Here is a 25,135-nt window from a genome sequence, read left to right on the forward strand (position 1 = left end):
TTTTCGTGGAAAAATGGCTGTACATTCAGGAATCGAGTAATGGGGTATTATGCAAAACATAAAGGAGGCAGACGTATGAACTTTGGCAAAGATGCACTCGACGATTACATTCATTTTCTGCGTGTTGAAAGGCAGCTTGCAGACAATACTTTGTCGTCCTATCAACGGGATCTGAAAGCTTACTTGCACTATTTAAAAGAAGTAGAACAGCTGGAGTCTCTCAGCAAAGTCGAGCGGGTACATATATTGAACCATTTGCGCCATTTGAAAGAATCGGCGAATACGTCGCGGACAGTTGCACGCCATATTTCTTCTATTCGCTCTTTTCACCAATTTCTAATCCGTGAACGCATTGTTGAAACCGATCCTACCGTTCACTTGGAAATGCCTCAAATGGAGAAAAAGCTGCCGAATATTCTCTCTATCGAAGAAATAGATGCTTTGATGCAGGCCCCTGTCACCAATAAAGCCAATGGTTTGCGGGATCAGGCCATGCTGGAACTGTTATACGCCAGTGGCATGCGCATTAGCGAATGCATCAACTTGGATGTGGAGGATGTTCATTTAACAATGGGCTTTGTCCGCTGCACCGGCAAAGGCGGAAAAGAGCGGATTATACCTTTAGGAAAATCCGCACTCAAGTCGTGCCAGACCTATCTTGAAACAGGACGGTTGGAATTGCTGAAAAGTGGGGAGAAAACCGATGCCATGTTCATCAATCAACGCGGCAAACGATTGACCCGCCAAGGTTTTTGGAAACTGCTCAAGCAGCACGCCCAAAAAGCCGGAATTCAAAAAGAATTAACGCCGCATACTTTGCGCCATTCTTTCGCTACACATTTGCTGGAAAATGGTGCAGACATTCGGGCAGTGCAGGAAATGTTGGGCCATGCAGACATTTCTACCACACAAATTTATACACATGTCAGCAAAACTCGCTTGAAAGATGTTTATTCTCAATTTCATCCACGTGCTTAGAAAAGGTCTGACTTCCGACAAGGGGGCAGTATGTGGTAAGATAAAAGCGAAAATAAGGAGGAAGACTTATGACAAACAAAGCTTTTAAACGTGTACATTTAGTAGTATTGGATTCAGTGGGAATCGGTGAAGCACCGGACGCTGAAGCATTTGGAGATACAGGATCAAACACACTTGGCCATACGGCAGATGTGGTAGGCGGGTTAAACATGCCGAACATGGAAAAACTCGGACTTGCCAACATCGTTCCTGTGAAAGGGCTTGCAAAAACAGCTTCTCCGGCAGCTTATTACGGCAAACTTCAAGAAGCTTCGGTTGGAAAAGACACCATGACAGGGCATTGGGAGATCATGGGCTTGAACATTGATACACCTTTCAAAGTGTACCCAGACGGTTTTCCGGAAGCGTTAATTCAGCAGCTGGAAGAAAAAACGGGACGCAAAGTTTTAGGCAACAAACCGGCGAGCGGTACTGAAATCCTGGACGAGCTTGGGCAGCAGCACATGGAGACCGGAGCGCTTATCGTTTACACATCGGCTGATCCAGTTTTGCAGATTGCGGCTCATGAAGAAATTATTCCGTTAGAAGAACTTTACCGCATTTGCGAAATTGCGCGTGAGTTGACTTTGGAGCCGGAATACTTAGTGGGTCGAGTGATAGCGCGTCCGTTCCTCGGACAGCCTGGAGCATTCAAGCGCACAACCAATCGCCACGACTATGCGTTGGCACCATTCGGGCGGACTGTTATGAATGAGTTAAAAGATGGCGGAAAAGACGTGATTGCCATTGGGAAAATTGATGATATTTATAACGGTGCAGGCGTCACCAAATCGTTGCGCACAAAAGACAATATGGATGGCATGGATAAACTCGTTCAAGTTGCCGGTGAAGATTTTCAAGGACTGAGCTTTTTGAATTTGGTGGACTTTGATGCACTTTATGGCCATCGCAGAGATCCACAAGGGTATGGAGATGCACTGGAAGCGTTTGATGCACGCTTGCCTGAAGTACTGGAACAAATGCAAGAAGATGACTTGTTGATCATTACAGCAGATCACGGCAACGACCCGACCTTCCCAGGTACGGATCATACCCGTGAATACGTGCCGCTTTTGGCGTATTCTCCACGATTTACAGGCGGCGAGCAATTGGACACAGGCAAAACGTTTTCGGATATCGGCGCAACGATTGCTGAGAATTTTTCAGTCGCGATGCCTCAATTCGGCAAGAGTTTTTTAGCACGTTTAAATAAATAAAAGTAGAATCTTAACAATAAAAATAAATGAATATGTTTTAGTTACTTTGTTTAGAAACTAACCTAAAAAGGCGGTAGATTTCATGAGAATGGTAGATTTGATTGAAAAGAAAAGAGATGGCAATGAGTTATCGACTGAGGAAATCAAGTTCGTCATCACTGGCTATACAAACGGCGACATCGCAGATTACCAGATGAGCGCATTTCTGATGGCAGTTTATTTCCAAAATATGACTGAGCGTGAACGTGCTGACCTGACAATGGCTATGGCTGAATCGGGCGACCAAATTGACTTATCAGCAATTGAAGGCATTAAAGTAGATAAGCATTCTACCGGCGGTGTTGGCGACACAACAACTCTTGTACTTGGACCATTAGTCGCAGCATGCGGCGTTCCAGTTGCTAAAATGAGCGGACGCGGTCTTGGCCACACTGGCGGAACAATTGATAAATTAGAAGCAATTGATGGTTTCCATGTAGAGTTGTCAACAGCCGATTTCATCAAACAAGTGAATGACCATAAACTCGCAGTGATTGGCCAAAGCGGCAATTTAACCCCTGCGGATAAAAAGATGTATGCACTGCGTGACGTAACAGGAACGGTCAACAGCATCCCCTTGATTGCTAGCTCGATCATGAGCAAAAAAATTGCAGCTGGAGCGGACGCAATCGTCTTGGATGTAAAAACAGGCGAAGGTGCCTTTATGAAGACACCGGAAGATGCCAAGGAATTGGCACATGCGATGGTCGGCATTGGCAACGCGACAGGCAGAAAAACCATGGCCATTATTTCAGATATGAGCCAGCCTTTAGGCTTTGCGATTGGCAACGCATTAGAAGTCAAAGAAGCGATTGAAACTTTGCAAGGCAAAGGACCGGAAGACTTGACGGAACTGTGCATGGTACTCGGCAGCCAAATGGTTGTGGTCGGCGGCAAAGCAGAAACACTTGAAGAAGCGCGCACCATGCTTGAAAATGTTATTGAAAATGGACAGGCATTGGAATTTTTTAAGCAATTTATAGCAGACCAAGGCGGCAATCCAGCAGTGGTAGACGATGTCACATTATTGCCACAAGCTGAGTTTGTTACAGAAGTGCCATCTAAAGAAGAGGGCTATATTTCCTTTATGGAAGCAGATGAAATTGGAACCGCAGCAATGGTGCTCGGCGCAGGCAGAGCAACAAAAGAATCCCAAATCGATTTGGCTGTCGGCATCGTACTCCACAAAAAAGTAGGCGATTTCGTGAAAGCCGGCGAGTCAATCGCAACGATTTATTCCAATACACAAGAACTCGCAGAATGTTCTAAAATGATATATAATAGTATCGAATATACAAGTGAACCGGTTGAAAAAATCAAGCTGATTTCAGCTTTGATCACCGATTGACAAAAAATCTTGCTGGGTGGCTGCTCAGCAAGATTTTTCAATACATACACCATCAGGAGGGGCTTTTATTGCATTTATACGGTACACAAACAATCAATGAGCAGGGCCATTTAACAATTGGCGGAACCGATTCGGTGGAATTGGCGAAAACATACGGCACGCCGCTGTACGTCTACGACATTCAATTATTCAGAGACCGCGCCAGAGCGTTTCAGCAAACCTTCGAACAAGCAGGAATTGGCTATCAGGTTGCTTATGCCAGTAAAGCATTTTCAACCATTGCCATTTACCAGGTAGCGGCAGAGGAAAACTTGTCACTGGATGTGGTTTCTGCAGGCGAATTGTATACAGCAGTGAAAGCCGGATTTCCGGTTGAAAAGATTCATTTTCACGGCAACAACAAAAGCCTTGAAGAGTTGCAAATGGCATTTGAAGTGGGAATTGGCTGCATCGTAGTTGATAATTTCCATGAAATCAGCTTGTTAAAGCAACTTTCCGAGCAATCCAAACAATCGATGAATATTTTGTTGCGTGTCACTCCTGGAATTGAAGCTCACACACATGATTACATCACGACTGGTCAGGAAGATTCAAAATTTGGTTTTGATTTGAAAAATGGCCAGGCCGATCAAGCTTTTCAACAAACCTATAATCACGACTATTTAAAACTCATGGGTCTTCATTGCCATATCGGCTCTCAAATTTTTGATACAGGCGCATTTCAATTGGCAGCTGAAAAACTGATTCAGAAAATGGCTTATTGGAAAGAAGAAACCGGCTATACTTGTCCGGTATTGAATCTTGGAGGAGGATTTGGGATCCGCTATACAGAGGAGGACCAGCCGCTTGAACCTGCTGTCTATGTAGAGCAGATGATTCAAACAGTCCAGCAGACTTCCGAAGCTTCCAACTATCCGCTTCCTGAAATTTGGATCGAACCAGGCCGCTCGTTGATTGGCGATGCGGGAACGACACTTTACACAATTGGCTCAACGAAGGAAGTTCCAGGCACCCGCAACTATGCGGCGGTAGACGGAGGCATGTCGGACAACATCCGTCCAGCCTTATACGGCGCAAAATACAGCTCGTTGCTTGCCAATAAAGCAAGTGTTGCAGCAACGGAACAGTATACCATTGCAGGGAAATGCTGCGAATCAGGGGACAAACTGATCGAAGAGGCACAACTGCCTGCTGTAGAATCGGGAGATCTATTGAGTGTTTTCTGTACAGGCGCTTATGGGTATTCGATGGCGAGCAACTACAACCGCATTGCGCGCCCGGCAGTAGTATTCGTAGAAAATGGTGCACACCAGCTTGTCGTGAAGCGTGAAACGAATGATGATTTAATCAAACAGGACTTGAGTTATTCCCAAAAGGCTGTTCAAAAATGAAAAAAGCGAATTTGATTTTGCTGCTTTTCATCTTAGCAATGGCGATTGCTTGGGGATTTGTGTATTGGATCTTTTTCGCAGAAAATGTCACTGGTGGCTGATAAACGCTCTCTTGAGTTATTAGGTGAACTATAGTAGTATGGATAAAGCCGCTTTTAGACGAAAATGAGGGATTTAATTATGTTATTCAGATATAAGAAATCATTCGAAAAAATCGCTATGGGGCTGATGTCATTTATGCCGAAAGAGCGAGAATTGAAGAAACTGCAGCAAACGATGCATATCTATGAAGAAAATCCGGATTGGCAATTATTCCTTTGGAAAAAAGAGGATGATTTCGTCGGGTTATTAGGTGTGGAAGTTGGCGAAGCGTCTTATACGATCCACCATCTATCGGTGAACCCTTCCCATCGCGGTGAAGGAATTGGGCACGAAATGGTGGACAAAATTCAGGATATTATGCAGGATCGACAGATGCTTGCAACAGAAGAAACCGAACCGTTTCTAAAAAAATGCCCAGTAAAAAAAGGCGACCTTTAATTTAAAGGTTCCGCCTTTTTTTTTGTTCCCGCAAACTGATGATAGACGACCGGTCACGCAGCCGGTGTTTGTGCATCAAATAATAGGGGTCCTGTTCAACAAGAGGCTGTTCGGAATAATAGGATTCTACTGCGTGTTCCAACTCTTCTGAAACAATCGGAATTTCTTGAATGAAAAACGGCTTTCGTTCTGTAACAGCATCAATCGAAGTGGTTAAAATGCTGATCAGCTTGTCGTGGTCAAATCCTTCTACCCAAATGCCGCCTGAAGCCAATTTGACCTTAGCGCGGATAAAAGAGCGCAAGGCCCCTGGATAATTGCTTCTTCGCCAATGGTACATGCCAACCGCCAATTGAATCCAGCCGGTAAGGGGATGCATTTTATCTTTCGGTGCAACCATTTTCCAGTATTCCTCGCCAACTTCATGGCATTCAAAATAATCTTTTTCTTTATTGAAATTTACAATGTATTGAATAAACAGCGGATGTTGAAGTGGATGCATTTTGATCCCCTTTCTACTATAATAAGTGTAACTGCCCATTAATGGGGATGAATGAGTATTTTAACAGTCAGGTGGTACAGTCATGTCATACGAAGTAAAAGTTGAGGCTTTTGAAGGTCCTCTTGATTTATTATTGCATTTAATCCACCGTTTGGAAATTGATATTTACGATATTCCTGTTTCACAGATTACTTCACAGTATATGGAACACATACGAGCGATGCAAGTCCTGGAGCTAAACGAGGCTAGCGAATACCTTGTGATGGCAGCCACGTTGCTGGCGATTAAAAGCAAGACCTTGCTGCCGGTCCACGAAGGCGAAATGGATGAAATGGAATACGAGCTGGATGAGCTCGACCCACGTGAAGAGCTGGTGTCGCGTCTCGTAGAATACAGAAAGTACAAAGACGCTTCGGAACAGTTAAAAGAAATGGAAAGCAAGCGATCGTTTATCTACACAAAAGCTCCTATGGATTTATCGGAAATTCAGGCAGCCATTCCATACGATCAAGTCGATCTTGAAGTAAATGCCTATGACATGCTTGGAGCATTCCAAAAAATGCTTCGCCGGAAGCAGCTAAAGGCGCCTTTGTCTGCGCGAATTGCCAGGCAAGAAATTTCCATCAAACACCAAATGACGTCAATCGTTGATCAATTAAAATTGTCCAAGGGACGGACATCTTTCAGCAATTTGTTTCCATCAGATGACAAAACCGTTCTGGTGGTGTCGTTTTTGTCAATTTTAGAATTAATGAAACGGCAAGTGATTGCGGTGGAGCAAGAAACAAACTTCACCGATCTGATGGTGGAACTTAGAAAGGACAAGTGGGAATATGAAGACGAATCTTTCCAGTAAAATAGAGGCGCTGCTTTTCGTGTCAGGAGACGATGGTTTAACATTAAAACAACTTCAGTTTTTAACGGAAACAGATAGTGAAAACCTGCAGGCTGGTTTAAAAGAATTAGAAGCACGTTACGCCGATTCTGTAAGCGGAATTTGCCTGAAGGAACTGGCGGGTGTCTTTCAGTTGGTGACCAAGCAGGAAGTCGCTGAAACCATTCAAAAGCTAGTGGAAAATCCAACTGTTCAGGCGTTATCGCAAGCATCATTGGAAGTTTTGGCCATTATCGCTTACAAGCAGCCCATTACACGGGTGGAAGTGGAAGACCTGCGCGGTGTGAAAAGCGAAAAAGCACTGCACACTCTTGCCGCTAAAGGATTGGTGCAGGAAGCAGGGCGTGTCGAAGGAACTGGCCGCGCTATTTTATACGCCACGACAAAAGAGTTTTTAAATTACTTTGGTTTGAAAAATCTGGACGAGCTCCCGCCATTGCTCGAAGAAATGGAGAACGATGTGGATGAAGAAGCAGATCTTTTTATGACCAACTTTCAACAAACATTCAAAGAAGAAGTAAAAGTATAATGCATTTTAAGGAAGGCTGCGCTATTGACAGTCTTCTTTTCTTTTGAGCTTAGTGCTTCCGCTTTCGAAAGAAATGTGACATAATTCCGAGAGGAACGAACGGCATATCGAGTAATTGTAATACATTTGCAGTGCTTGGCAGGAACGGCCCAAACGGACAATTGTGCGTTTCGGTCTGCCTGCTGCAGTGTTCAGCCTTTGGTTGGACGAGCGCGTACGCTTTTCGAAAAAAATACTAATGAGGTGAACTTATTTATGGAAAGATTACAGAAAGTACTTGCTCATGCAGGCGTGGCATCACGACGTAAGTCGGAACAATTGATTTTGGACGGCAAAGTAAGAGTCAATGGAAAAACGATCAAAGAATTGGGCGTTAAAGTATCAAGCACGGATAAGATCGAAGTTGAAGGCGTTCAGCTTGAAAAAGAACAGAAAGTTTACTACTTGCTGTACAAACCGCGTGGCGTTATTTCTGCTGTTTCGGATGATAAAAACCGCAAAGTTGTAACCGACTTTTTTGGAGATATCGAAAAACGCATTTACCCGGTTGGCCGCTTGGACTATGACACTTCGGGTTTATTGATTATGACTAACGATGGCGAATTTGCCAATATGCTGACGCATCCAAAGTTTGAAATTGATAAAACGTATATCGCCCGCTTAAAAGGAATCCCGGAAAGAGACGACCTTAAAAAATTGGAACGTGGCATCAAACTTGAAGATGGCATGACTGCACCGGCCAAGGTTAAGCTTTTATCGGGTGATAAAAAGACCGGCAAAGCGATTGTTCAAATTACGATTCACGAAGGAAGAAACCGTCAAGTCCGTAGAATGTTCGAAGCGATCGGCTACCCGGTACAAAAATTGAGCCGTGAACAATTTGCTTTTCTAACCCTCCACGGGTTAAATGCAGGCGAATCAAGAGAGCTTTCAGCGCATGAAGTCAAACTATTACGTGTTCTCGCTGAAACAGGAAAACGCGTTTAACGTTCACAAACACTTCAAAACTCCAGACTTGTGGCTGTTTAAACTTTGTTATAATTAAGTTTGCATAATATCCCTCGAAGGAGGAACAAGCATGGATGAACGAGCAGTTCCACAAAAGAACGACAAAAAGAAAAAAAGAGCAATAACTAGAACCATTATTTTGGCAATTTTAATAGCAGCTATTGGCTATACCATCTACAACAGTGCTACAGCCGAAGAAGTTAGCCTGTTGGAAGTCGGAGATAAAGCACCTGACTTTACCCTGGTGGATCTTGAAGGCAACGACCATAAACTATCGGATTATGAAGGCCAAGGAGTCTTTTTGAATTTCTGGGGTACCTGGTGCAAGCCATGTGCGAAAGAAATGCCAGCTATGGATCGACAGTATGAAGCTTTCTCGAACGATGGTGTTCAAGTGCTTGCGATAAATATTGCTCAATCTGATTTTGAAGTCCAATCTTTCGCTGATCAATATGGTTTGTCTTTTCCAGTAGTGATCGATAAAACAAAAAGTGTAATGACGGCCTATAGCATAAGGCCATTGCCTACCACGGTACTTGTTAACCCGGATGGCAACATTCAGCGCATCGTTACAGGAGAAATGACAGAACAAGATATTGAAGGGTTTATGGAAGAAATCAAACCTGAATAAGGAGATTTTTTGGATGGAAAATTTACAATGTCAATGCGGTCATACGAATCCGCCTGGTACGAAACTTTGTGAATCGTGCGGGCGGTCTTTGACTGAAAAAGATCAAAACAGCAAACTGGTGGATATGCGATACGAAGGAACAGCCAGACGTTCACAAACGTATAACAAATCAATTATCGACAAAATTTGGAATTTCTTTTCAAGCGTTAAAGTGGGCGTCAGTATTATTGTGATCTTGCTGGTAGCAGCAGCCATTGGAACAATCCTCCCGCAGCAGGCTTTTGTTCCTGCCAGCACCGAGGCAACAATCCAAGCATATTATGCCGATACTTACGGCAGTATTGGACGCGTCTATCATGCGTTAGGATTCCACGATCTGTACAGCTCTTTTTGGTTTATCGCATTAGTCGGGATGTTGGCTATTTCGCTGGTAATTGCCAGCTTAGACCGTTTCGTCCCGCTTTATAAGTCATTAAAAAACCAACGAGTTCTGCGCCATCCAAGCTTTATGGACAAACAGCGTATTTATGGCAGCGGTCCTGGAGCTGAAGATACACTAGAAAAAGCAGAAACGAAGCTCAAAGAACTAAAATACAATGTCCGAACGGATAAAAATGGTCTTTTAGCGGAAAAAGGGCGCTTCTCGCGGTGGGGTCCTTATGTAAATCATATTGGTTTGATCATTTTTCTTTTTGGCGTCATGCTGCGCATGATTCCAGGCTTTTATATTGATGAAAGTTTGTGGATCCGTGAAGGTGAAACACGCGCGATTCCGGAAGTGCCAGGCTACTATCTTGAAAACAAAGGATTTGCACTCGAAAATTATACTGGTGAAGGCGGAGAAGAAGTTTTCGGTGAAGCCTTGGACCGTGTCGGTACGGTAGCGAAAAATTATCAGACGGATATTGTGCTATATCAAGATTCTGAAGATGCATTGCCAGGTGCAGCAGATGGCCAAGAAGTTGTTACGGAATACCCAATTCGTGTTAACCAGCCATTGAAGTTTGATGGATATGCGATTTATCAAATGGATTTCCGTTTGGATGAACTCAAAGCAATGACCTTTGCTTTGACCAATAAAGAAACGGAAGAATCGCTTGGAGAGTTGACCATCGATTTAATCAATCCGGTAGACACTTATGAACTTGAAAGTGGTTCAACTGTTGAATTGCTCGGTTATTACCCAGATTTTTCGGGCTTTGAAGATGGCGAACCGCAAACTGCAACACCATTGCCGAACAATCCTGGATTCCTAGTAGAACTAACAACTCCAGAAACTCCTGAAGGAGAAACCAGTTTTATCACAATTCAAAACACGGTAGAGCCTTTAGGGGAAAATGATTTCAAATTAACGTTCTTAAGCGCAGATACACGTGATGTTTCAGGTCTTACAGTTCGTAAGGACAGCACCTTGCCGATTCTCGGCTTAGGTGGTTTAATCTTCATGATCGGTGTGGCACAAGGGATGTACTTTAACCACCGCCGTTTTTGGATTCAGCAGAAGGCAGATGGTACAATCCTATTAGCTGGACATACCAATAAAAACTGGTTCGGTTTGAAAAAAGATCTAGATCAAGTTGTTGAGTATGCTTCATTGCCCGCGTACGCAGATCAGCAGGATGAAATCGACAAAGAAGAGAAAGCGGAAAAGGAAGGTGAAGCATCGTTATGAATTTAGCCGATTTAAGTTCAAATCTTCTGTATGTGGCTTTTATTGCCTACCTTATTGCTACATTTGTATTTGGTGGAGCAGTAAAAGGCAACAAAGAAGGAACATACAACTCAGAAAAACGATGGGGGAAAGTTGCAATTACCATTACCCTCATTGGTTTCGCGGCAAATCTTGGTTACTTCTTTACAAGATGGGGCGCAACTGGCCATGCACCGCTTAGCAATATGTTCGAATTTACGACTGCTTTCGGCATGACATTAGTCGGAGGATTTATCATTTTATACTTCCTTTACAAAACGGCAGTTCTGGGCATGATTGTATTGCCAGTTGCCTTATTGATTATTGCATTTGCCAGCATGTTTCCAAGTGAAGTTAGCCCGCTTATTCCAGCACTGCAAACAAGCTGGTTAGCGATTCACGTAAGCACAGTTGTTATTGCAGAAGGTATTCTCGCCATCAGCGCTGCAGCCGGTTTGATCTATTTGCTGAAAGTTGTAGATCCAAACAAAAAATCCAAGCAGCGTTTCTGGTTGGAAGCGATGATGTACTCGCTAGTTCTTGTAGTGGGATTTGTTGTAGTAAGTTCATTCTTTTCTTTGACCGGCTACGAAGCAGAGTTTACTTATGTGGACAAAGAAGATCAGGAAACAGCCATTACTTATGCTATGCCCCCTATTTTTGGGATGAATGAGTATGTCGCGTTAACAGAGGATGCCATGACGCCTCTAATTGAAACGCCTGCGCTCGTCCATGCTGGCAAATTGACTACTGTAGTTTGGTCAGTCATTGTCGGAACTATCATATATTGGTTGATTCGTTTGATTTTCAGAAAACGCATTTCGGCGCTATTGAAGCCATTTGTTAAAAATGTTAATTTGCAGCTGATGGATGAAATTGGCTATCGGGCCATTATTATTGGATTCCCAATCTTTACATTGGGTGCGTTGGTTTTTGCCATGATTTGGGCACAAATTGCTTGGTCCCGTTTCTGGGGCTGGGACCCGAAAGAAGTATGGGCATTAATCACTTGGTTGTTCTATGCCGCGTACCTGCATTTGCGTTTGGGCAAAGGATGGCAAGGTGAAAAATCTGCATGGCTGGCAGTTGTCGGCTTTGCAATCATTATGTTTAATCTGGTTGCTGTCAATTTAATAATCGCCGGATTGCATTCTTACGCATAAAGAGACGGGCCTTTTCCGGTAACGGAAAAGGCCCTTTCTTTTATCCTTTCTCGAGGATGTAAAATTTTAATTATTTCTCACTATGGAGGTATGAACAATAACGCTTCACCTGTACCTATTGGGAAAGTAGAATCTGCTTGTGGGTCTACGCTTTTCTTTATTTTTGACAGAGTTATCGGTACAATGAAACATAACAGAAGAAAGTTGGAGGGGTTATCATGTCTGAAGAGATTACGGTATTGGTAGTGGATGACGAAGAACGGATTCGACGATTGCTGAAAATGTATCTGGAGCGTGAAGGCTATTTGGTAGAAGAGGCAGAAGACGGTGTTCAGGCATTGGACATGGCAATGGAAAAAGATTATCACTGCATCCTGCTAGATTTAATGATGCCTGAGAAAAATGGTGTAGAAGTGGCTACCGAATTGCGTGAAACAAAAATGACGCCAATCATCATGCTGACTGCAAAAGGTGAAGAAGCCAATCGGGTGGAAGGCTTTGAATCTGGTGCGGATGATTACATCGTCAAGCCGTTTAGTCCGAGAGAAGTAGTGCTGCGTGTGAAAGCAATTTTGCGTCGATCATCAGCTTATTCTCCAATTTCCAATTCAACCGTCTCGAAAGACTTGGTTGTATTCCCTCATTTAACAATTGATCACGATGCGCACCGCGTTACTGCTGATGGCGTAGAAGTGAATTTAACACCGAAAGAATATGAATTATTGTACTTTTTAGCAAAAGCACCAGACAAAGTTTTTGATCGCGAGCATTTGCTGAAAGAAGTTTGGCATTATGACTTTTTCGGTGATTTGCGTACGGTTGATACACATGTCAAGCGCCTGCGTGAAAAACTGAACCGCGTTTCAGAATCTGCAGCGAAAATGATTGTCACTGTTTGGGGCGTAGGGTATAAGTTCGAGGTTGGCAATGAATAGAATATGGAATAGTGTCGTCGGGAAGCTTTGGATTACGATCCTGCTTCTCGTTTCCTTTGTCCTTTTTATTGTGACGGTTCTGCTTTTGGAGTTTCTTGGAAACTATCATAGCGAAACGGTGGAAGAAACTTTGAATAGTGAAGCGAACATGATTGCCAATATTTTCAACGACCATGCTGAAGTAGCAAGCTCGCTGGAAATTATCGAAGATGTCATCGGAACAGAAACCAATGCCGTCATCGCTGAAGAGCCCTTTGATGACAGCTATTACATTCACGACGGGTTGAACGGCTCGGAAACCCGTGAAAAAATCCTGAACGAGCCATCTTTTCAACAAGTATTCGAATCGGATGAGACCGTGATGAAAGAAATGCTTCTGCCTTCGTTGACAGAACAAAACCGGCTGGAGTCTTATATCGTGTTAGCCAGTCCATTGCAGACAGGAGAAGAGCAGCACGGGGTTGTATTCATCTACCAATCGTTGGAAGTGATGGACCGAACTGCTGAGCGAACTACTAACATCGTCTTCCTGTCCGCGTTTATTGCCCTTCTGCTAACTACTTTTTTTGCCTTCTTTTTATCATCCCGAATCACCTCTCCACTCCGAAAAATGCGGGAAGGTGCATTTGAACTGGCAAAAGGCAATTTCGATACAAAAGTTAGAGCAACTTCCAGCGATGAAATTGGCCAGTTGGCGACAGCCTTTAATCAAATGGGCCGCCAACTAAAACACCATGTAGAAGTAATCAATCAAGAGAAAGAGCAACTATCTAGCATATTGACGTCGATGGCAGATGCGGTTATTACCTTCAATCAAGATAAAACGGTGCTGCTGAGCAATCCGCCAGCTGAGAGATTATTGCAGCAATGGATTTTTAAAAACGGCTCTACCGAAGCCCAGCCGTTGCCAGCCGAGATGCTTCATATGCTGGACCATGTGCTCGTTTTTGAAGAAGAAATTGAAGAAGAGTTGGAAATTGAAGGAGCTTACTATGCCATTAATTTCAGCCCCTTGTACAGCGGTGAGTCGATTCGGGGCGCTGTTGCCGTTTTGCATAATATGACCGAGCAGCACCGGCTAGAGAAGCTTCGCGAGGACTTTATTGCCAATGTTTCGCACGAACTGCGGACACCTATTGCAATGCTACAAGGATACAGCGAGGCAATGCTGGATGATGTTGGCGCAACAGAAGAAGAGCGCCGTGAGATGACCAAAATCATTTATGAAGAATCGCAGCGGATGGGCCGGTTGGTCACGGACTTATTAAACCTGGCGCGAATGGAATCTGGACACATGCGGATTTATAAGGAAATTGTCCAACTGAACAGTGCTATTGAACGCATGACCCTTAAGTTTTCACAGATTGCCAAAGACAGCGGTGTTCAACTTTCTTTTGAAACAACACTCGATGACTGGGCAGCCAGTGAAATGGATGAGGATCGGATTGAGCAGGTCATGACCAATTTAATCGATAATGCAATTCGCCATACTCCTGAAGAAGGGCAAGTCATTGTACGTGTCGAACAACAACAGGAGTACGCGAAAATTTCGATTAACGACAATGGCGTGGGCATTTCAGAAAAAGATTTGGAATTTGTATTTGAACGTTTTTATAAAGCCGATAAGGCAAGAACATTGGGCAAAGGCGGAACCGGTCTTGGTCTGGCGATTGCAAGCAACATCATCAAAGTGCACGAAGGCAAAATTTATGCCGAGAGTGCTGTAGGGGAAGGGACTTCATTTGTCTTTTTGCTGCCCTTAAAAAATATGTAACTTTACAAAGACAGAGACGACTAATCCTAAGAACGGGGGGAGTATATTGAATGACTCCGTTTTCCATCGGCTTTACGAAGAGTATCACCAGGATGTTTTTCAGTTTTTAATTTATTTGGTGAAAAACAGGCACTTGTCAGAAGATTTGATGCACGAAGTCTATATTCGGGCTTTTCGGGCTTATGACCGATTTGAAGGAAAAAGCTCAGAAAAAACATGGCTGTTTTCCATTGCAAAAAACGTGGCGATCGATCATTTTCGAAAAATGGCCGTGCGCAAAAAGCACTCAATGGAATACTTTGATTGGGAAACACAGCAATTGGTTTCGTCGGAGCGGATTCCGGAGGAAGTTTCATCATTGAATGAAGATAAAGTACTGTTGTACAAAACTTTAGATACGTGCACCGGAGACCAAAAAGTGGTGATCATCATGCGCTTTTTCCAAGACTTATCAATAGCAGAAACCGCGGATATTTTAGGTTGGACAGAAGGAAAAGTAAAAACCACTCAGCACCGCGCAATCAAAGCATTGCGTGAAAAATTAATAGCGAGGGAAGGGGGAGATGAAAATGCCGAATAACAAATGGACCGATGAATCCATCGAAGATTTGTTAAAGGATTTCCCCGCAATCAAAGATAACCGAACAAAAGAAGAAGTATACAATCGGTTGGCCCAGAAAGAAAAGATCCCAAAACGTCCAAAAAAATGGCTTCCATTACTGGTTGCAGCGCTGGGATTTATTACAATAGGGATATTAGTCGCCACTATTATCAGCCAAAATGGGATTGATACGGCTCAAAATTCTCAAGAGTCAACTGAAGACTCAGCGACGACTGAACAATCCGAACAAGACTCTTCAGTTCCTGAAACTGAAGAGTCGGGAACTGGAGAGTCTGATCAGTTTTCAATAGCGCAAACAGACATACCGCTGCGCTCGGCCGTCTACGAAGAAGCCATTGGAGACCAGACATTGATGACCCTTGGCTTGACTGAAAATGCATTTGTCGTACCCGTCTCCTTTCTGATTCCCCGTGAACAAATAGAAGCAGCATTCGGAGATGAAAGTCCGACATCTTATGAACTGTATCAAGAATATGCTGATGACATTGACGAAGAGTTACTTGGATTTGATGAGTATCATCCATATGCAGGAACTTTGGAACAAACAGCGGACGGCATTCGCCATATATTGCCGCAGGACCACCAGTACGACCTAGCTTCTGCCAGTATGGGAATTTACTTTAATACACTTTCGGAGACATTTAAGGATGTCGAAGAAATTGAAGTGGCGAACGAAGACGGTTCGGCTGCAGAGTTTTCAGAAATTGGCCCTGTAGAGCCGGTTGTCCCAGCGGAGAAAAACATTGCCTATTATTCTTTTGAATCGTCAAGTGGTAAAGTATATCTGGTGCCAGGGTATGATATGCCATTTACTGCTGCGGGGGAAGCGATTGAGGCCCTTACAGAAAGTCCGAACGATTTTTATGAGGCTACAGTTCCACCAAGCATTGAGATTCAAGTGTCAGAAACAGAAGATCAAGTGCAAGTGGAAATCGAAGGGGAAGTTGATCTGAATTCGCTGGATCCTGTCGTAGTGGTTCGTATGATGGAGAGCTTTGCATTGACCGCTGATGCGTTTGGAAAAAACGTTCAAGTGGAAGGGCTGCAGTCGGAAGTCTGGAATGACTTTGACTTTAGCCAGCCATTACCAGTTCCGGCAGCAGCAAACCTGTTAGAATGGCCAATACAATAAGAAAAAGAGCATTGTAAACATATTTGTTTACAATGCTCTTTCTATATACTAAGATTAGGACATAACAAAATATCGATTCATCTTCGGGGCAGGGTGCAATTCCCTACCGGCGGTAATTGAACTTCTGTTCATAAGCCCGCGAGCCGTAAAACGCAGGATTTGGTGAGATTCCAAAGCCGACAGTATAGTCTGGATGGGAGAAGGTGAAGGTGCGGACGTGTGTCGTTTATGTATAAACGGAACGCTTGTTAAGTGTGCCTTTTCTCCCTTAAGCGTGTTGCTTAAGGGATTTTGTATGTACATGCACGGTCCAAGCTTTTCTTCTGGTGAATCACTACAAGGAGAGAGGAATATGAAGAACAAAAAGTTGCAAACGATGATCGTTATCGGAATGTTGAGCAGTATTTCGTTTATTTTGATGCTTTTCAACTTTCCATTACCTGCATTACCTGCTTTTTTGAAAGTGGATTTCAGTGATGTGCCAGCATTGATCGCAGCAGTTACAATGGGGCCGGTCGCAGGAATTTTAGTCGCATTTTTCAAAAATGTGTTGGATTGGTTGTTTGCAGGAAGTCCAACTGGAGTTCCTGTTGGCCACATGGCTAATTTTGTTACAAGCTTATTGTTTATTTTGCCGGTTTATTTTATCTACCACAAAGTAGCAACTAAAAAAGGAATGGCCTTTGGCTTGGCTGCCGGTACATTATCAATGGCAATCGGCATGAGTATTTTAAATTATTTAGTGTTTCTGCCGATGTACACTTATTTCCTCAACATGCCTGCAGAAACAGGCAATGTGCTGTTCGGAACAATCGTTCTGGGGATCTTACCGTTTAACTTAATCAAAGGCTTGCTTTTAACTGCAGTCGTGCTGTTGATGTTCAGCAGTATGCATACTTGGATTGAAAAGCAGCGTTCCTATTATTTATCATAGATAGAAAAGCGGAAGCGCCCATGTAGCTCTGCCGGGCATAAGACAAGCCGGCGAAGCGGCGCTTTTTGCCGCACAGCCGGTGTGGCTTATGACCCAAGGAGCTGGGCGCTGAAGTCTGGACATAGAAAAGCACAAGCGCCCGTGTAGATTCGACGGGCATAGACAACCCAGCAGTATGGCGTGCTTTGTCACGCGGCTGGGTTGACTTATGACTCAATAATCTGGGCGCTGGAGTTTGAAGTAAAAATGTAAAAAGGCTTTGCATAAAAAAAGAAGGCGTTTGGCAGTTATTCACTGCCGAACGCCTTTTCTATTTGGATCAGTCTTCGTATTTTAAAGGGTCGCCTTCGAAAGATGAATCCGCGACTTTGATGGAATCTGTTGGACAGCCTTCAAATGCATCTTCCATATCTTCCTCGAGTTCGTCTGGAACTTGTTCTGTCCCCATGTTATTATCTAAAATAACAAAAGCGATTCCTTCGTCATCATAATCATAAACGTCAGGTGCTGCAGCACCACAAGCACCACAAGCGATACAAGTATCCTTGTCGACAATGGTATACTTAGCCATATTGTTTTCCTCTCCTTTATCTCCGAACAAGTTCAGTTATACTATCGTTTTTATTCTAAAGGTGTTTGAGTAGTTTTTCAACCAAAAACCGCTAGGGGGCGCAAGCTTGTTATTTACGGAACTTATTCTTGCCATTATGAAGGCTGTCAACCGGCAGCGGACCATCTCTTCGCCTTATCATTTGATCAAAGGAAAGAAGTCTGGTCAAACGATACAGGATATTGGCTATTTTGGCTTGTATCCTTATTTTGGCGTGCTGCCAAAACTGGATAAGAAAGCCTATGATCAAACGGTTCAGCTGTTATTTACAGAAGGGTATTTACTGGATAATGAACAGGTAATTGATTTGTCTCAAAAAGCAAAAGAAGTGGCGATTGCAGCTTCCCCGCTCAACGGTTGGAAATACCGAGGCAAGGAAAATCTTTTCTTCAGCCGGCTGTCACTAATTGTTCAAACTTTCTCCCATATTAGCCAGCAGGAGAAAACTTTTGACCCTATTGTCAGCAATGAAGAAGTACAGCAGTGGGTGAAAAACTATTTGAGACGAATCCATTTTCGTGATTTAGCAGTGGCTCAAGCATTTAAAGAAGAACTTTTTACTACATTAACCGCTGCAGAGGTTTCTGAAACACATAAAATGATTGTCATGGAACGATTAACTGGAGCTGGCTTAAGCGGATTGACTTGGCAGCAAATTGCCGATTCCAAAAACTTGTCTCTTATGGATGTTCAGTTAATGGCTGTAGAAACGCTTCATGGGTGGATGTCCGTCATCGAACAGACCAAACCAGTGCTTTTGCGAGGATTAATGGAAGGCATCATACAGCAATCTTCATTAACAGAAACTGCGCAGCGAACAGAAAAATTATTCGACAAAGGGTTTTCGCTGGAACAAATTGCTTCACTGCGCCAACTGAAAACCAGTACGATCGAGGATCATTTTGTGGAATTGGCGATGAACGATCCTTTTTTTAATTACACACCGTTTGTAAATCAGGCCCTTTATGAGGCGATTGTGGCAGAAAGTCGGCACAGGGAAACCAAGAGATTGCGTGAAATCAAAGAACATCTGCCGGAAGCCAGTTATTTTCAAATTCGTCTTGCACTGGCAATTAGGGAGGATCAAGAATGAATTTAGATCAGTTACTGCATTCCGCTTATGGTTTTTCATCATTTCGCCCGGGGCAGCGAGAAATTATCGAACGTGTCTTGGCTGGCAAGGATGTCATTGCGCTGTTGCCAACCGGGATGGGAAAGTCAATTTGCTACCAGCTACCGGCAAAAGTGTTGCCGGATAGCGTTTTGATTGTTTCCCCCCTATTGTCGTTAATGCAGGATCAAGTGGCACAACTAAAAAAAATGGGCGAGAAATCAGTAGTCGCCATAAACTCATTTTTAAAGCCGGAAGATAGAGAAAGAATTTGGAGTACGCTTAGTTCCTATAAATTTATTTTTATTTCACCGGAAATGCTTGTCCAGCCTTTTGTTAAACAAAAGCTGCAGCAAATTCGGATTTCATTGCTGGTGGCAGATGAAGCCCATTGCATTTCCCAATGGGGATTTGACTTTAGGCCAGACTATCTTCGGATTTCTGAAATTCTGCCGTCTTTAAATTTTCCACAAGTGCTTGCATTGACAGCGACTGCGACTGATAAAGTAACGGAAGAAATTAAAAAATATTTAGCGCTTAAAGATCCTTACGTATATCGCCATCCGATGGACCGGAAAAATATTGTTTACGACATTAAAAAGTTTGAAGAAGGACGAGACAAAATCGATTTCATCAAAGAATTTGTCCAGAAATTTAATGGTCCAGGTATTATCTATGCTGGAACTAGGAAAAAGTCCCAAGAACTATCTATGCTTTTAACAGAACAAGGAATTTCAGCCGCATTTTATCATGGGGGAATGGAGCATCAGGATCGCATGTTTGTGCAGCAGCAATTTCAAAATGGAGAGCTGCAATGGATCTGTTCAACAAATGCTTTTGGTATGGGCGTCCATATTCCGAATATCCGGCACGTCATTCATTTTCAGTTGCCCACGTCGATTGAGGGCTATGTCCAGGAAGTCGGAAGAGCGGGGCGGGATGGCCAACCTTCTTTAGCTACTTTGTTATATGCGCAAGGAGATGAAGGGCTGCTCGAGAGCCTGGTGATGGATGACTTGCCCACACAGCATGAAATCGAAGCAGTTTTCCGCGACGGAGTTGGTGCAGTGCATCTGATTGACCAGGGAGTTGTCAGAGAAACCGCATTCCGAGTCGTTTCCTACTGGATGACCCATTTGCCTGTCGAAGGCGTCATCCAGCAGATAGAGCTTTTAAGGAGCGGGAAGAGGCAGCAAGTACAAAAAATTCAACAACTGATCGAACTTGATGGATGCTTGCGCAGCTATATTATTCAATGTTTTGATCAACACCTTAAAGACAAGCCAAACAATTGTTGTGTCAACGATGGGATCGATTATCATGTCTTTGAAAGTTTTTCACTTCCTAAAAAAAAGCAGTTGCCACTTGAATGGCAGGATCGTTTAAGTGTAATATTACCTATATAAGAAACTCGTTAACTGTCATTTACAAATGAGCCTTATTTCGTCATAATAGATATATTAGTACAGATAGGGGTAGTCATCTATGGGAAATCAAAGTTATCATGAGTCGATTGAGAAAAATCGACAGGAAATATCGGTGGACAAAAACTCGGCCTTGTCGAGAGCAGCTCAGCGACAGGCACAAAAGCCTAAAGCCAAAAAAAGCAAAAGCCTTTTGATGCCTGCGTTATTTTTTATCTTTATATTAATACCGGTTTCTTTACTGATTTATGTAGCTTTTTTATTTGAACCCGATGATTCACTGACAGCTACACCCGCAGAAAATGAAGTGAGTTTTGAGATGAATTCCCAACCATCTGAGACTTCTGTCGCTGCGGCCGACGATGATGAGGATGAGCAACAAGAACAACAAGAACAAGCAGAAAAAGAAGCAGCGGCAGCTGAGAAAGAAGCGGCTGAAAAAGCAGAAGCGGATGCTGCAGCTAAGGCCGACGCAGAAGCGAAAGCTGAAGAAGCAGCGCAAGCCGAAAGAGAAGCAGCGGCGGCTAAAGCTCAAGAACAAGCTGCGGCCGAAGAACGAGCCCAAGCAGAAGCCGATGCTCAAGCAAAAGCCGAAGCAGAGGCACAGGCGGCAGCACAGGCACAAGCCGAAAAGGATGCTGAAGAAGCAGCAGATGCCGACGCTGAGGAACAGCAGGAAGAACCTAGCGCTTCCGGAAAAACCTATGTGGTTCAATCAAGTGAAACGCTTTACCGCATTGCTGTGAATAATTACGGAGCGGCTGGGGCAGCAGCAGCTGTAGAAAAAATCAAACAGGCGAATGGCTTGAGCTCAAACAGTATTAGTCCAGGACAAACCTTAGTTTTGCCATAACCTGCTACATTGATTAGCGGGCAGTTGGATAGGGAATACAAGTGACAGATTAGAAAGTAGGCGATTAGATGTTTGTTAAAAGTGCGATGGTCAAAAGAGAGAAATGCATCACAGTTAAAATGGAAGATACGGTTAAGGTAGGTTTTGACCTGCTGGAAAAGTATTCAATTGATGCGATTCCGGTTGTGAATGGGACGGAGTACAAAGGGATTTTTACTTGGTACCATGCATACCGTGCGTTTTTCTATTCTGGAAAATCGAATGAGGATTTTGTTAACTCGACTAAGATCAGCGACGTCATGGTGAACGAGAGAGTTTACTTGGGAATTGACGATGTGTACGAAAAAGCGTTGGTTGAACTCAATGATTTCCCGATTATTGCTGTTGTTGAAGACCACCAATTTTTGGGAATCGTTACCCGCTTTGATATCGTCAACCAATTGCAAAGTGCCTTTGGGATGAACAAACCGGGCTATCGCATCACGTTTACTTCGGTAGAATCCGAAGGACGTATTGGTCGTCTCGGAGAAATTATCGAAAAGTATAAGGAATCCGTAGTTTCGCTCGTTACATTTGATGAAACCAATAAAATGGTTCGCCGCATTGTCTTGAAGATTAAAAAGAAAGACAATGTCGATCGATTTGTGAAAGAACTGGAAAAATCCGGTTTCCGTGTATTAGACATCGCAGAAGATTAATAGCAGAATAAGAAGAAAAAGCATAAGCCTCGCTTATGTTTTTTCTTCTTTTTGGAAGGAACTTTTATAATGAAAAAGATACTTGGTGTTGTTTTTGCAGCTACGGCGCTGCTTCTTTTTATGGTCCGGAATGCTTTTTCGGAAAAACTCGTAGAGGAAACCGTGGAATTGCCGACAACTCTACCATTCAAACCGTTTAAATTACTGTTCATGGCCGATATCCACCGCAGAGTCGTACAGGCTGATTTGCTTGATTTCCCTGTTGATGTAATCGTGATCGGAGGCGACTTGGTTGAAAGGGGTGTACCGCTAGAACGGGTCGACAAAAACATTGGAAACTTGACGGCACTTGCACCGGTTTATTTTGTGTGGGGCAATAATGACCGAGAAGTTGACGAAGCTTCACTTAGGGGAATTTTTGACAAGCATGGTGTAATTGTGTTAGACGATCGGTCAGTGTCTCTTTTTGGCAATGAACAGTTAAAATTGGTTGGGTTTGACCGTTTTGCATACAAGCCAAATGGTTTCGAAACGGCGTTTCAAGATGTAGGGGAACAAGATACGGTTATATTTGTTTCTCACACCCCATTTGATTTTTGGAAAGTAAAAGGGCGGTATGCTGCAGACTTATTGCTTGCTGGACATACACACGGAGGACAAATTCGCATTGGACCTTTCGGTTTATTTAGAAAAGGCTCAATCAAAGTAAAAAAAGATCGAATCGAACTCATCAGCAATGGCTTTGGTACGACAGGTTTGCACTTGCGGCTTGGCACCCAGGCGGAATACCATGTGCTGACTATATTTCCTAAAATCAAAGCAGAAAAATAATATTTGTATCCCTGCAGATAAATCGAGTATGGTTAGAATAGGATTACGTACAGGAGATGTTTTAAAATGGAAAATGTAGATGCAGTAATTATTGGCGGCGGTCCATGCGGCTTATCCGCAGCGATTGAGCTCAAAAAACGCGGCCTATATCCGGTGGTGATCGAGAAAGGCAATATCGTCAATGCGATTTTTAATTATCCTACGCACCAAACTTTTTTCAGCACTAGTGAAAAATTATCGATTGGCGATGTGCCATTTATCATAGAGGGGAGTAAACCAAAGCGAAACCAGGCATTGGTTTACTACCGTGAAGTCGTCAAGCGGAGCGGCATTCAAGTGCGTCCGTTTGAAACGGTTCAACGGGTAGAAAAGGACAGTCAATTTACCGTGACTACGTCCAAAGGACAATACCAGGCCAAGTACGTCGTGGCAGCGACCGGTTATTATGACCAGCCCAACAAACTGGAAGTCGAAGGTGCCGGACTGCCCAAAGTGATGCATTATTTCAAAGAAGGACATCCTTATTTCGACCAGGACGTTCTAGTGATTGGCGGCAAGAACTCGGCAGTGGATGCTGCTCTCGCTTTGCATAAGGCCGGGAGCCGTGTAACGGTGTCCTATCATGGCACAAGCTATTCCAAGAGCATCAAGCCATGGATTTTGCCAGAGTTTGACGGGTTGGTGAGAAAAGGGGAAATCTCGATGCTGTTTGATTCGATGGTCGACAAAATTACGGACCATGCCGTGGAACTAACAGTCAACGATCAAAAAGAAACGATTCCAAACCAATTTGTTTTTGCGATGATCGGCTATCATCCGGACCATTCATTTTTGCAGTCGATGGGTATTTCCATTGACCCCATTTCTGGACGCCCCTCTTTTGATGAAGAATCGATGGAAACTGATGTAGAAAATTTGTACGTTGCTGGAGTGATTGCAGCAGGCAATAATGCGAATGAAATCTTTATTGAAAATGGTCGCTTTCATGGACAGCAAATTGCGGAAGCTATTGCAAAAAAAGAAAGCACATATTGAGTGTGCTAAAGCTTCGCTGCTCCCACCTAGAGCAAAGGATTCTGTATAAACGCGCTAAATGAGAGTTTATTCTTTGAGTCTTATAATTAACTATTTTTTGTCTACAAGCACAGCACATATTGATTGTGCTTTCTTTTTGTAGTTTTGAATCTATTGTGAAACCGTGAAAGGGAGTTAGAAAATGAAAAAGAAAGTATCGTTGATTACCACGGGTGGAACTATCGCCAGTAGAGAAATTTCCAATGGCTTACTGAAATCAGGTGCCATTTCCGGAAAGGAACTGGCTGAACTTTGCCAGTTGCCAGAAGAAATTGAAGTAAAAGTGATTGATGTTTTCCAATTGCCGAGTATGCACATCGGCTTCGAGCAAATGCTGACGGTTAGAGAAGCGATTCTTCAGGAATTGCAGGATCCGGAAGTTGAGGGGGTTGTTGTGACTCACGGTACCGATACGTTAGAAGAAACAGCTTATTTTTTGGACCTGACAATTGATGACGACCGTACAATGGTCATCACAGGCTCACAGCGTTCTCCTGAAGAAGTTGGAACCGATGTTTATTCCAATCTGCGCAATTCAATTTACGTAGCAGTAGACCATAGTTTGAGAGGAATAGGGGCAGTTGTAGTCTTTAACGAACGGATTTACAGTGCCAAATACGTCAAGAAAGTCCATTCCAGCAACTTGCAAGGCTTTGATTCGTTCGGGCATGGCTATCTTGGTATTATCGACAATGACACGGTACGGGTTTACCAAAAACCTGTATTACATGAAGTACATACAGTTAAAGGCCCATTGCCGCGAGTGGATATCATAAAATGTCATTCTGGTCAAGATGGCTATTTGGTCGATATGCTGGTGTCGGGTCCTTCCAAAGGCATCGTACTGGAAGCGGCAGGCAGGGGGCAGGTTTCTCCACACATGGTTGATGCACTTGATCATGCTGTCAGAAAAGGAATTCCGGTCATCCTGACAACAAGTGCTGAAGAAGGCAACGCGTACCCTGCCTACAGCTACCCAGGAAGCGCACATGACCTGCTGACTCGCGGTGTTGTGCTCGGAAGTGACTATGACAGCAAAAAAGCACGCATCAAACTTTCGGTTTTATTGTCCACCGGTGAGCCTATCCAAGCGGATGCTTTTGAAAGATAAAAGCCCTTGCAGACTGCTTGGAAAAGCTGAAAATCATGCTGATAAACATGATACAA

General features: G+C 43.5%; 25 protein-coding genes and 1 riboswitch. Of the genes, 23 read left to right on the forward strand and 2 right to left on the reverse strand.

What is annotated here, in order from left to right:
* Nucleotides 1-75: 75 nt before the first annotated feature.
* The 5 genes from xerD (at nt 76) to AC4EHK_RS06715 (ending at nt 5,552) form a co-directional block, all read left to right on the forward strand.
* Nucleotides 76-978 carry a site-specific tyrosine recombinase XerD gene (xerD, locus tag AC4EHK_RS06695; RefSeq protein WP_490978026.1) on the forward strand — a complete coding sequence of 301 codons (903 nt, stop codon included), beginning with the start codon at nt 76-78 and terminating at the stop codon, nt 976-978.
* Nucleotides 979-1,046: 68 nt separating this feature from the next.
* A complete protein-coding gene (deoB, locus tag AC4EHK_RS06700; RefSeq protein ID WP_490978027.1) occupies nt 1,047-2,234 on the forward strand; it encodes a phosphopentomutase in 1,188 nt (395 codons plus the stop codon).
* 82 nt (nt 2,235-2,316) lie between these two features.
* Nucleotides 2,317-3,621, forward strand: coding sequence for a pyrimidine-nucleoside phosphorylase (locus AC4EHK_RS06705; RefSeq protein WP_490978028.1), 1,305 nt, complete (start codon nt 2,317-2,319; stop codon nt 3,619-3,621).
* Between the two features lie 68 nt (nt 3,622-3,689).
* The gene (gene lysA / locus AC4EHK_RS06710) at nt 3,690-5,012 is read left to right on the forward strand and encodes a diaminopimelate decarboxylase (RefSeq protein ID WP_490978029.1); all 1,323 of its coding nucleotides are present in this window, start codon (nt 3,690-3,692) and stop codon (nt 5,010-5,012) included.
* 180 nt (nt 5,013-5,192) lie between these two features.
* Complete coding sequence (locus tag AC4EHK_RS06715) at nt 5,193-5,552, forward strand: GNAT family N-acetyltransferase (protein ID WP_490978030.1); 360 nt, start codon at nt 5,193-5,195, stop codon at nt 5,550-5,552.
* Nucleotide 5,553: 1 nt separating this feature from the next.
* Here AC4EHK_RS06715 and AC4EHK_RS06720 read toward each other — a convergent pair whose 3' ends face one another.
* Entirely contained in the window at nt 5,554-6,054 is a 501-nt protein-coding gene (locus AC4EHK_RS06720; protein ID WP_490978031.1) for a DUF309 domain-containing protein, read from the reverse strand.
* Between the two features lie 82 nt (nt 6,055-6,136).
* On the opposite strand from AC4EHK_RS06720, the gene AC4EHK_RS06725 reads away from it, so the two are divergent.
* The 11 genes from AC4EHK_RS06725 (at nt 6,137) to AC4EHK_RS06775 (ending at nt 17,367) form a co-directional block, all read left to right on the forward strand.
* Nucleotides 6,137-6,910 (forward strand): segregation/condensation protein A, encoded by a 774-nt coding sequence (locus AC4EHK_RS06725; RefSeq protein ID WP_490978032.1) that lies wholly within the window; start codon nt 6,137-6,139, stop codon nt 6,908-6,910.
* Nucleotides 6,888-7,478, forward strand: a complete 591-nt coding sequence (scpB, locus tag AC4EHK_RS06730) for an SMC-Scp complex subunit ScpB (RefSeq protein WP_490978033.1) — start codon at nt 6,888-6,890, stop codon at nt 7,476-7,478. Before AC4EHK_RS06725 ends, scpB begins: the two co-directional genes overlap by 23 nt.
* Nucleotides 7,479-7,733: 255 nt before the next feature.
* The gene (locus tag AC4EHK_RS06735; protein ID WP_490978034.1) at nt 7,734-8,465 is read left to right on the forward strand and encodes a pseudouridine synthase; all 732 of its coding nucleotides are present in this window, start codon (nt 7,734-7,736) and stop codon (nt 8,463-8,465) included.
* A 91-nt stretch (nt 8,466-8,556) separates the two neighbouring features.
* Nucleotides 8,557-9,117 (forward strand): thiol-disulfide oxidoreductase ResA, encoded by a 561-nt coding sequence (gene resA, locus AC4EHK_RS06740; RefSeq protein ID WP_490978035.1) that lies wholly within the window; start codon nt 8,557-8,559, stop codon nt 9,115-9,117.
* A gap of 13 nt (nt 9,118-9,130) precedes the next feature.
* On the forward strand, nt 9,131-10,789 hold the full coding sequence (locus tag AC4EHK_RS06745) for a cytochrome c biogenesis ResB family protein (RefSeq protein WP_490978036.1): 1,659 nt from the start codon (nt 9,131-9,133) through the stop codon (nt 10,787-10,789).
* Complete coding sequence (gene ccsB, locus AC4EHK_RS06750; protein ID WP_490978037.1) at nt 10,786-11,970, forward strand: c-type cytochrome biogenesis protein CcsB; 1,185 nt, start codon at nt 10,786-10,788, stop codon at nt 11,968-11,970. The genes AC4EHK_RS06745 and ccsB overlap by 4 nt, the downstream gene beginning before the upstream one ends.
* Before the next feature lie 218 nt (nt 11,971-12,188).
* Nucleotides 12,189-12,905 (forward strand): response regulator transcription factor, encoded by a 717-nt coding sequence (locus tag AC4EHK_RS06755; RefSeq protein WP_490978038.1) that lies wholly within the window; start codon nt 12,189-12,191, stop codon nt 12,903-12,905.
* Nucleotides 12,898-14,679, forward strand: a complete 1,782-nt coding sequence (locus AC4EHK_RS06760; RefSeq protein ID WP_490978039.1) for an ATP-binding protein — start codon at nt 12,898-12,900, stop codon at nt 14,677-14,679. The genes AC4EHK_RS06755 and AC4EHK_RS06760 overlap by 8 nt, the downstream gene beginning before the upstream one ends.
* A gap of 46 nt (nt 14,680-14,725) precedes the next feature.
* Complete coding sequence (sigX, locus tag AC4EHK_RS06765; RefSeq protein ID WP_490978040.1) at nt 14,726-15,259, forward strand: RNA polymerase sigma factor SigX; 534 nt, start codon at nt 14,726-14,728, stop codon at nt 15,257-15,259.
* Nucleotides 15,249-16,433, forward strand: a complete 1,185-nt coding sequence (locus AC4EHK_RS06770; protein WP_490978041.1) for a hypothetical protein — start codon at nt 15,249-15,251, stop codon at nt 16,431-16,433. Before sigX ends, AC4EHK_RS06770 begins: the two co-directional genes overlap by 11 nt.
* Nucleotides 16,434-16,508: 75 nt before the next feature.
* Nucleotides 16,509-16,642: riboswitch (FMN riboswitch) on the forward strand.
* Between the two features lie 143 nt (nt 16,643-16,785).
* Nucleotides 16,786-17,367, forward strand: a complete 582-nt coding sequence (locus tag AC4EHK_RS06775; protein WP_490978042.1) for an ECF transporter S component — start codon at nt 16,786-16,788, stop codon at nt 17,365-17,367.
* 319 nt (nt 17,368-17,686) lie between these two features.
* Here the strand turns inward: AC4EHK_RS06775 and AC4EHK_RS06780 are convergent, their stop codons facing one another.
* Nucleotides 17,687-17,938 (reverse strand): ferredoxin, encoded by a 252-nt coding sequence (locus AC4EHK_RS06780; RefSeq protein WP_038704175.1) that lies wholly within the window; start codon nt 17,936-17,938, stop codon nt 17,687-17,689.
* Nucleotides 17,939-18,044: 106 nt separating this feature from the next.
* Here AC4EHK_RS06780 and AC4EHK_RS06785 point away from each other — a divergent pair, with 106 nt between their 5' ends.
* The 7 genes from AC4EHK_RS06785 (at nt 18,045) to AC4EHK_RS06815 (ending at nt 25,079) form a co-directional block, all read left to right on the forward strand.
* Nucleotides 18,045-19,070, forward strand: a complete 1,026-nt coding sequence (locus AC4EHK_RS06785; protein ID WP_490978043.1) for a YpbB family protein — start codon at nt 18,045-18,047, stop codon at nt 19,068-19,070.
* Nucleotides 19,067-20,494: a RecQ family ATP-dependent DNA helicase gene (locus tag AC4EHK_RS06790; RefSeq protein ID WP_490978044.1), complete on the forward strand. Its 1,428-nt coding sequence runs from the start codon at nt 19,067-19,069 to the stop codon at nt 20,492-20,494. The genes AC4EHK_RS06785 and AC4EHK_RS06790 overlap by 4 nt, the downstream gene beginning before the upstream one ends.
* Nucleotides 20,495-20,573: 79 nt before the next feature.
* Complete coding sequence (locus AC4EHK_RS06795; protein WP_490978045.1) at nt 20,574-21,365, forward strand: LysM peptidoglycan-binding domain-containing protein; 792 nt, start codon at nt 20,574-20,576, stop codon at nt 21,363-21,365.
* 68 nt (nt 21,366-21,433) lie between these two features.
* A complete protein-coding gene (locus tag AC4EHK_RS06800; RefSeq protein ID WP_490978046.1) occupies nt 21,434-22,063 on the forward strand; it encodes a CBS domain-containing protein in 630 nt (209 codons plus the stop codon).
* 69 nt (nt 22,064-22,132) lie between these two features.
* On the forward strand, nt 22,133-22,894 hold the full coding sequence (locus tag AC4EHK_RS06805; RefSeq protein ID WP_490978047.1) for a metallophosphoesterase: 762 nt from the start codon (nt 22,133-22,135) through the stop codon (nt 22,892-22,894).
* A gap of 66 nt (nt 22,895-22,960) precedes the next feature.
* The gene (locus AC4EHK_RS06810; protein WP_490978048.1) at nt 22,961-23,929 is read left to right on the forward strand and encodes a YpdA family putative bacillithiol disulfide reductase; all 969 of its coding nucleotides are present in this window, start codon (nt 22,961-22,963) and stop codon (nt 23,927-23,929) included.
* 181 nt (nt 23,930-24,110) lie between these two features.
* On the forward strand, nt 24,111-25,079 hold the full coding sequence (locus tag AC4EHK_RS06815; RefSeq protein WP_490978049.1) for an asparaginase: 969 nt from the start codon (nt 24,111-24,113) through the stop codon (nt 25,077-25,079).
* Nucleotides 25,080-25,135 lie beyond the last annotated feature (56 nt).

The sequence above is a fragment of the Planococcus sp. TJ-307 genome, assembly GCF_058268435.1.

Excerpts from the sequence above, each read along its gene's own strand:
- xerD (WP_490978026.1), top strand. The coding sequence starts at position 76 with ATGAACTTTGGCAAAGATGCACTCGACGATTACATTCATTTTCTGCGT.
- deoB (WP_490978027.1), top strand. The coding sequence starts at position 1,047 with ATGACAAACAAAGCTTTTAAACGTGTACATTTAGTAGTATTGGATTCA.
- AC4EHK_RS06705 (WP_490978028.1), top strand. The coding sequence starts at position 2,317 with ATGAGAATGGTAGATTTGATTGAAAAGAAAAGAGATGGCAATGAGTTA.
- AC4EHK_RS06715 (WP_490978030.1), top strand. The coding sequence starts at position 5,193 with ATGTTATTCAGATATAAGAAATCATTCGAAAAAATCGCTATGGGGCTG.
- AC4EHK_RS06720 (WP_490978031.1), bottom strand. The coding sequence starts at position 6,054 with ATGCATCCACTTCAACATCCGCTGTTTATTCAATACATTGTAAATTTC.
- AC4EHK_RS06725 (WP_490978032.1), top strand. The coding sequence starts at position 6,137 with ATGTCATACGAAGTAAAAGTTGAGGCTTTTGAAGGTCCTCTTGATTTA.
- scpB (WP_490978033.1), top strand. The coding sequence starts at position 6,888 with ATGAAGACGAATCTTTCCAGTAAAATAGAGGCGCTGCTTTTCGTGTCA.
- AC4EHK_RS06735 (WP_490978034.1), top strand. The coding sequence starts at position 7,734 with ATGGAAAGATTACAGAAAGTACTTGCTCATGCAGGCGTGGCATCACGA.
- resA (WP_490978035.1), top strand. The coding sequence starts at position 8,557 with ATGGATGAACGAGCAGTTCCACAAAAGAACGACAAAAAGAAAAAAAGA.
- AC4EHK_RS06745 (WP_490978036.1), top strand. The coding sequence starts at position 9,131 with ATGGAAAATTTACAATGTCAATGCGGTCATACGAATCCGCCTGGTACG.
- ccsB (WP_490978037.1), top strand. The coding sequence starts at position 10,786 with ATGAATTTAGCCGATTTAAGTTCAAATCTTCTGTATGTGGCTTTTATT.
- AC4EHK_RS06755 (WP_490978038.1), top strand. The coding sequence starts at position 12,189 with ATGTCTGAAGAGATTACGGTATTGGTAGTGGATGACGAAGAACGGATT.
- AC4EHK_RS06760 (WP_490978039.1), top strand. The coding sequence starts at position 12,898 with ATGAATAGAATATGGAATAGTGTCGTCGGGAAGCTTTGGATTACGATC.
- AC4EHK_RS06770 (WP_490978041.1), top strand. The coding sequence starts at position 15,249 with ATGCCGAATAACAAATGGACCGATGAATCCATCGAAGATTTGTTAAAG.
- AC4EHK_RS06775 (WP_490978042.1), top strand. The coding sequence starts at position 16,786 with ATGAAGAACAAAAAGTTGCAAACGATGATCGTTATCGGAATGTTGAGC.
- AC4EHK_RS06780 (WP_038704175.1), bottom strand. The coding sequence starts at position 17,938 with ATGGCTAAGTATACCATTGTCGACAAGGATACTTGTATCGCTTGTGGT.
- AC4EHK_RS06790 (WP_490978044.1), top strand. The coding sequence starts at position 19,067 with ATGAATTTAGATCAGTTACTGCATTCCGCTTATGGTTTTTCATCATTT.
- AC4EHK_RS06795 (WP_490978045.1), top strand. The coding sequence starts at position 20,574 with ATGGGAAATCAAAGTTATCATGAGTCGATTGAGAAAAATCGACAGGAA.
- AC4EHK_RS06800 (WP_490978046.1), top strand. The coding sequence starts at position 21,434 with ATGTTTGTTAAAAGTGCGATGGTCAAAAGAGAGAAATGCATCACAGTT.
- AC4EHK_RS06805 (WP_490978047.1), top strand. The coding sequence starts at position 22,133 with ATGAAAAAGATACTTGGTGTTGTTTTTGCAGCTACGGCGCTGCTTCTT.
- AC4EHK_RS06810 (WP_490978048.1), top strand. The coding sequence starts at position 22,961 with ATGGAAAATGTAGATGCAGTAATTATTGGCGGCGGTCCATGCGGCTTA.
- AC4EHK_RS06815 (WP_490978049.1), top strand. The coding sequence starts at position 24,111 with ATGAAAAAGAAAGTATCGTTGATTACCACGGGTGGAACTATCGCCAGT.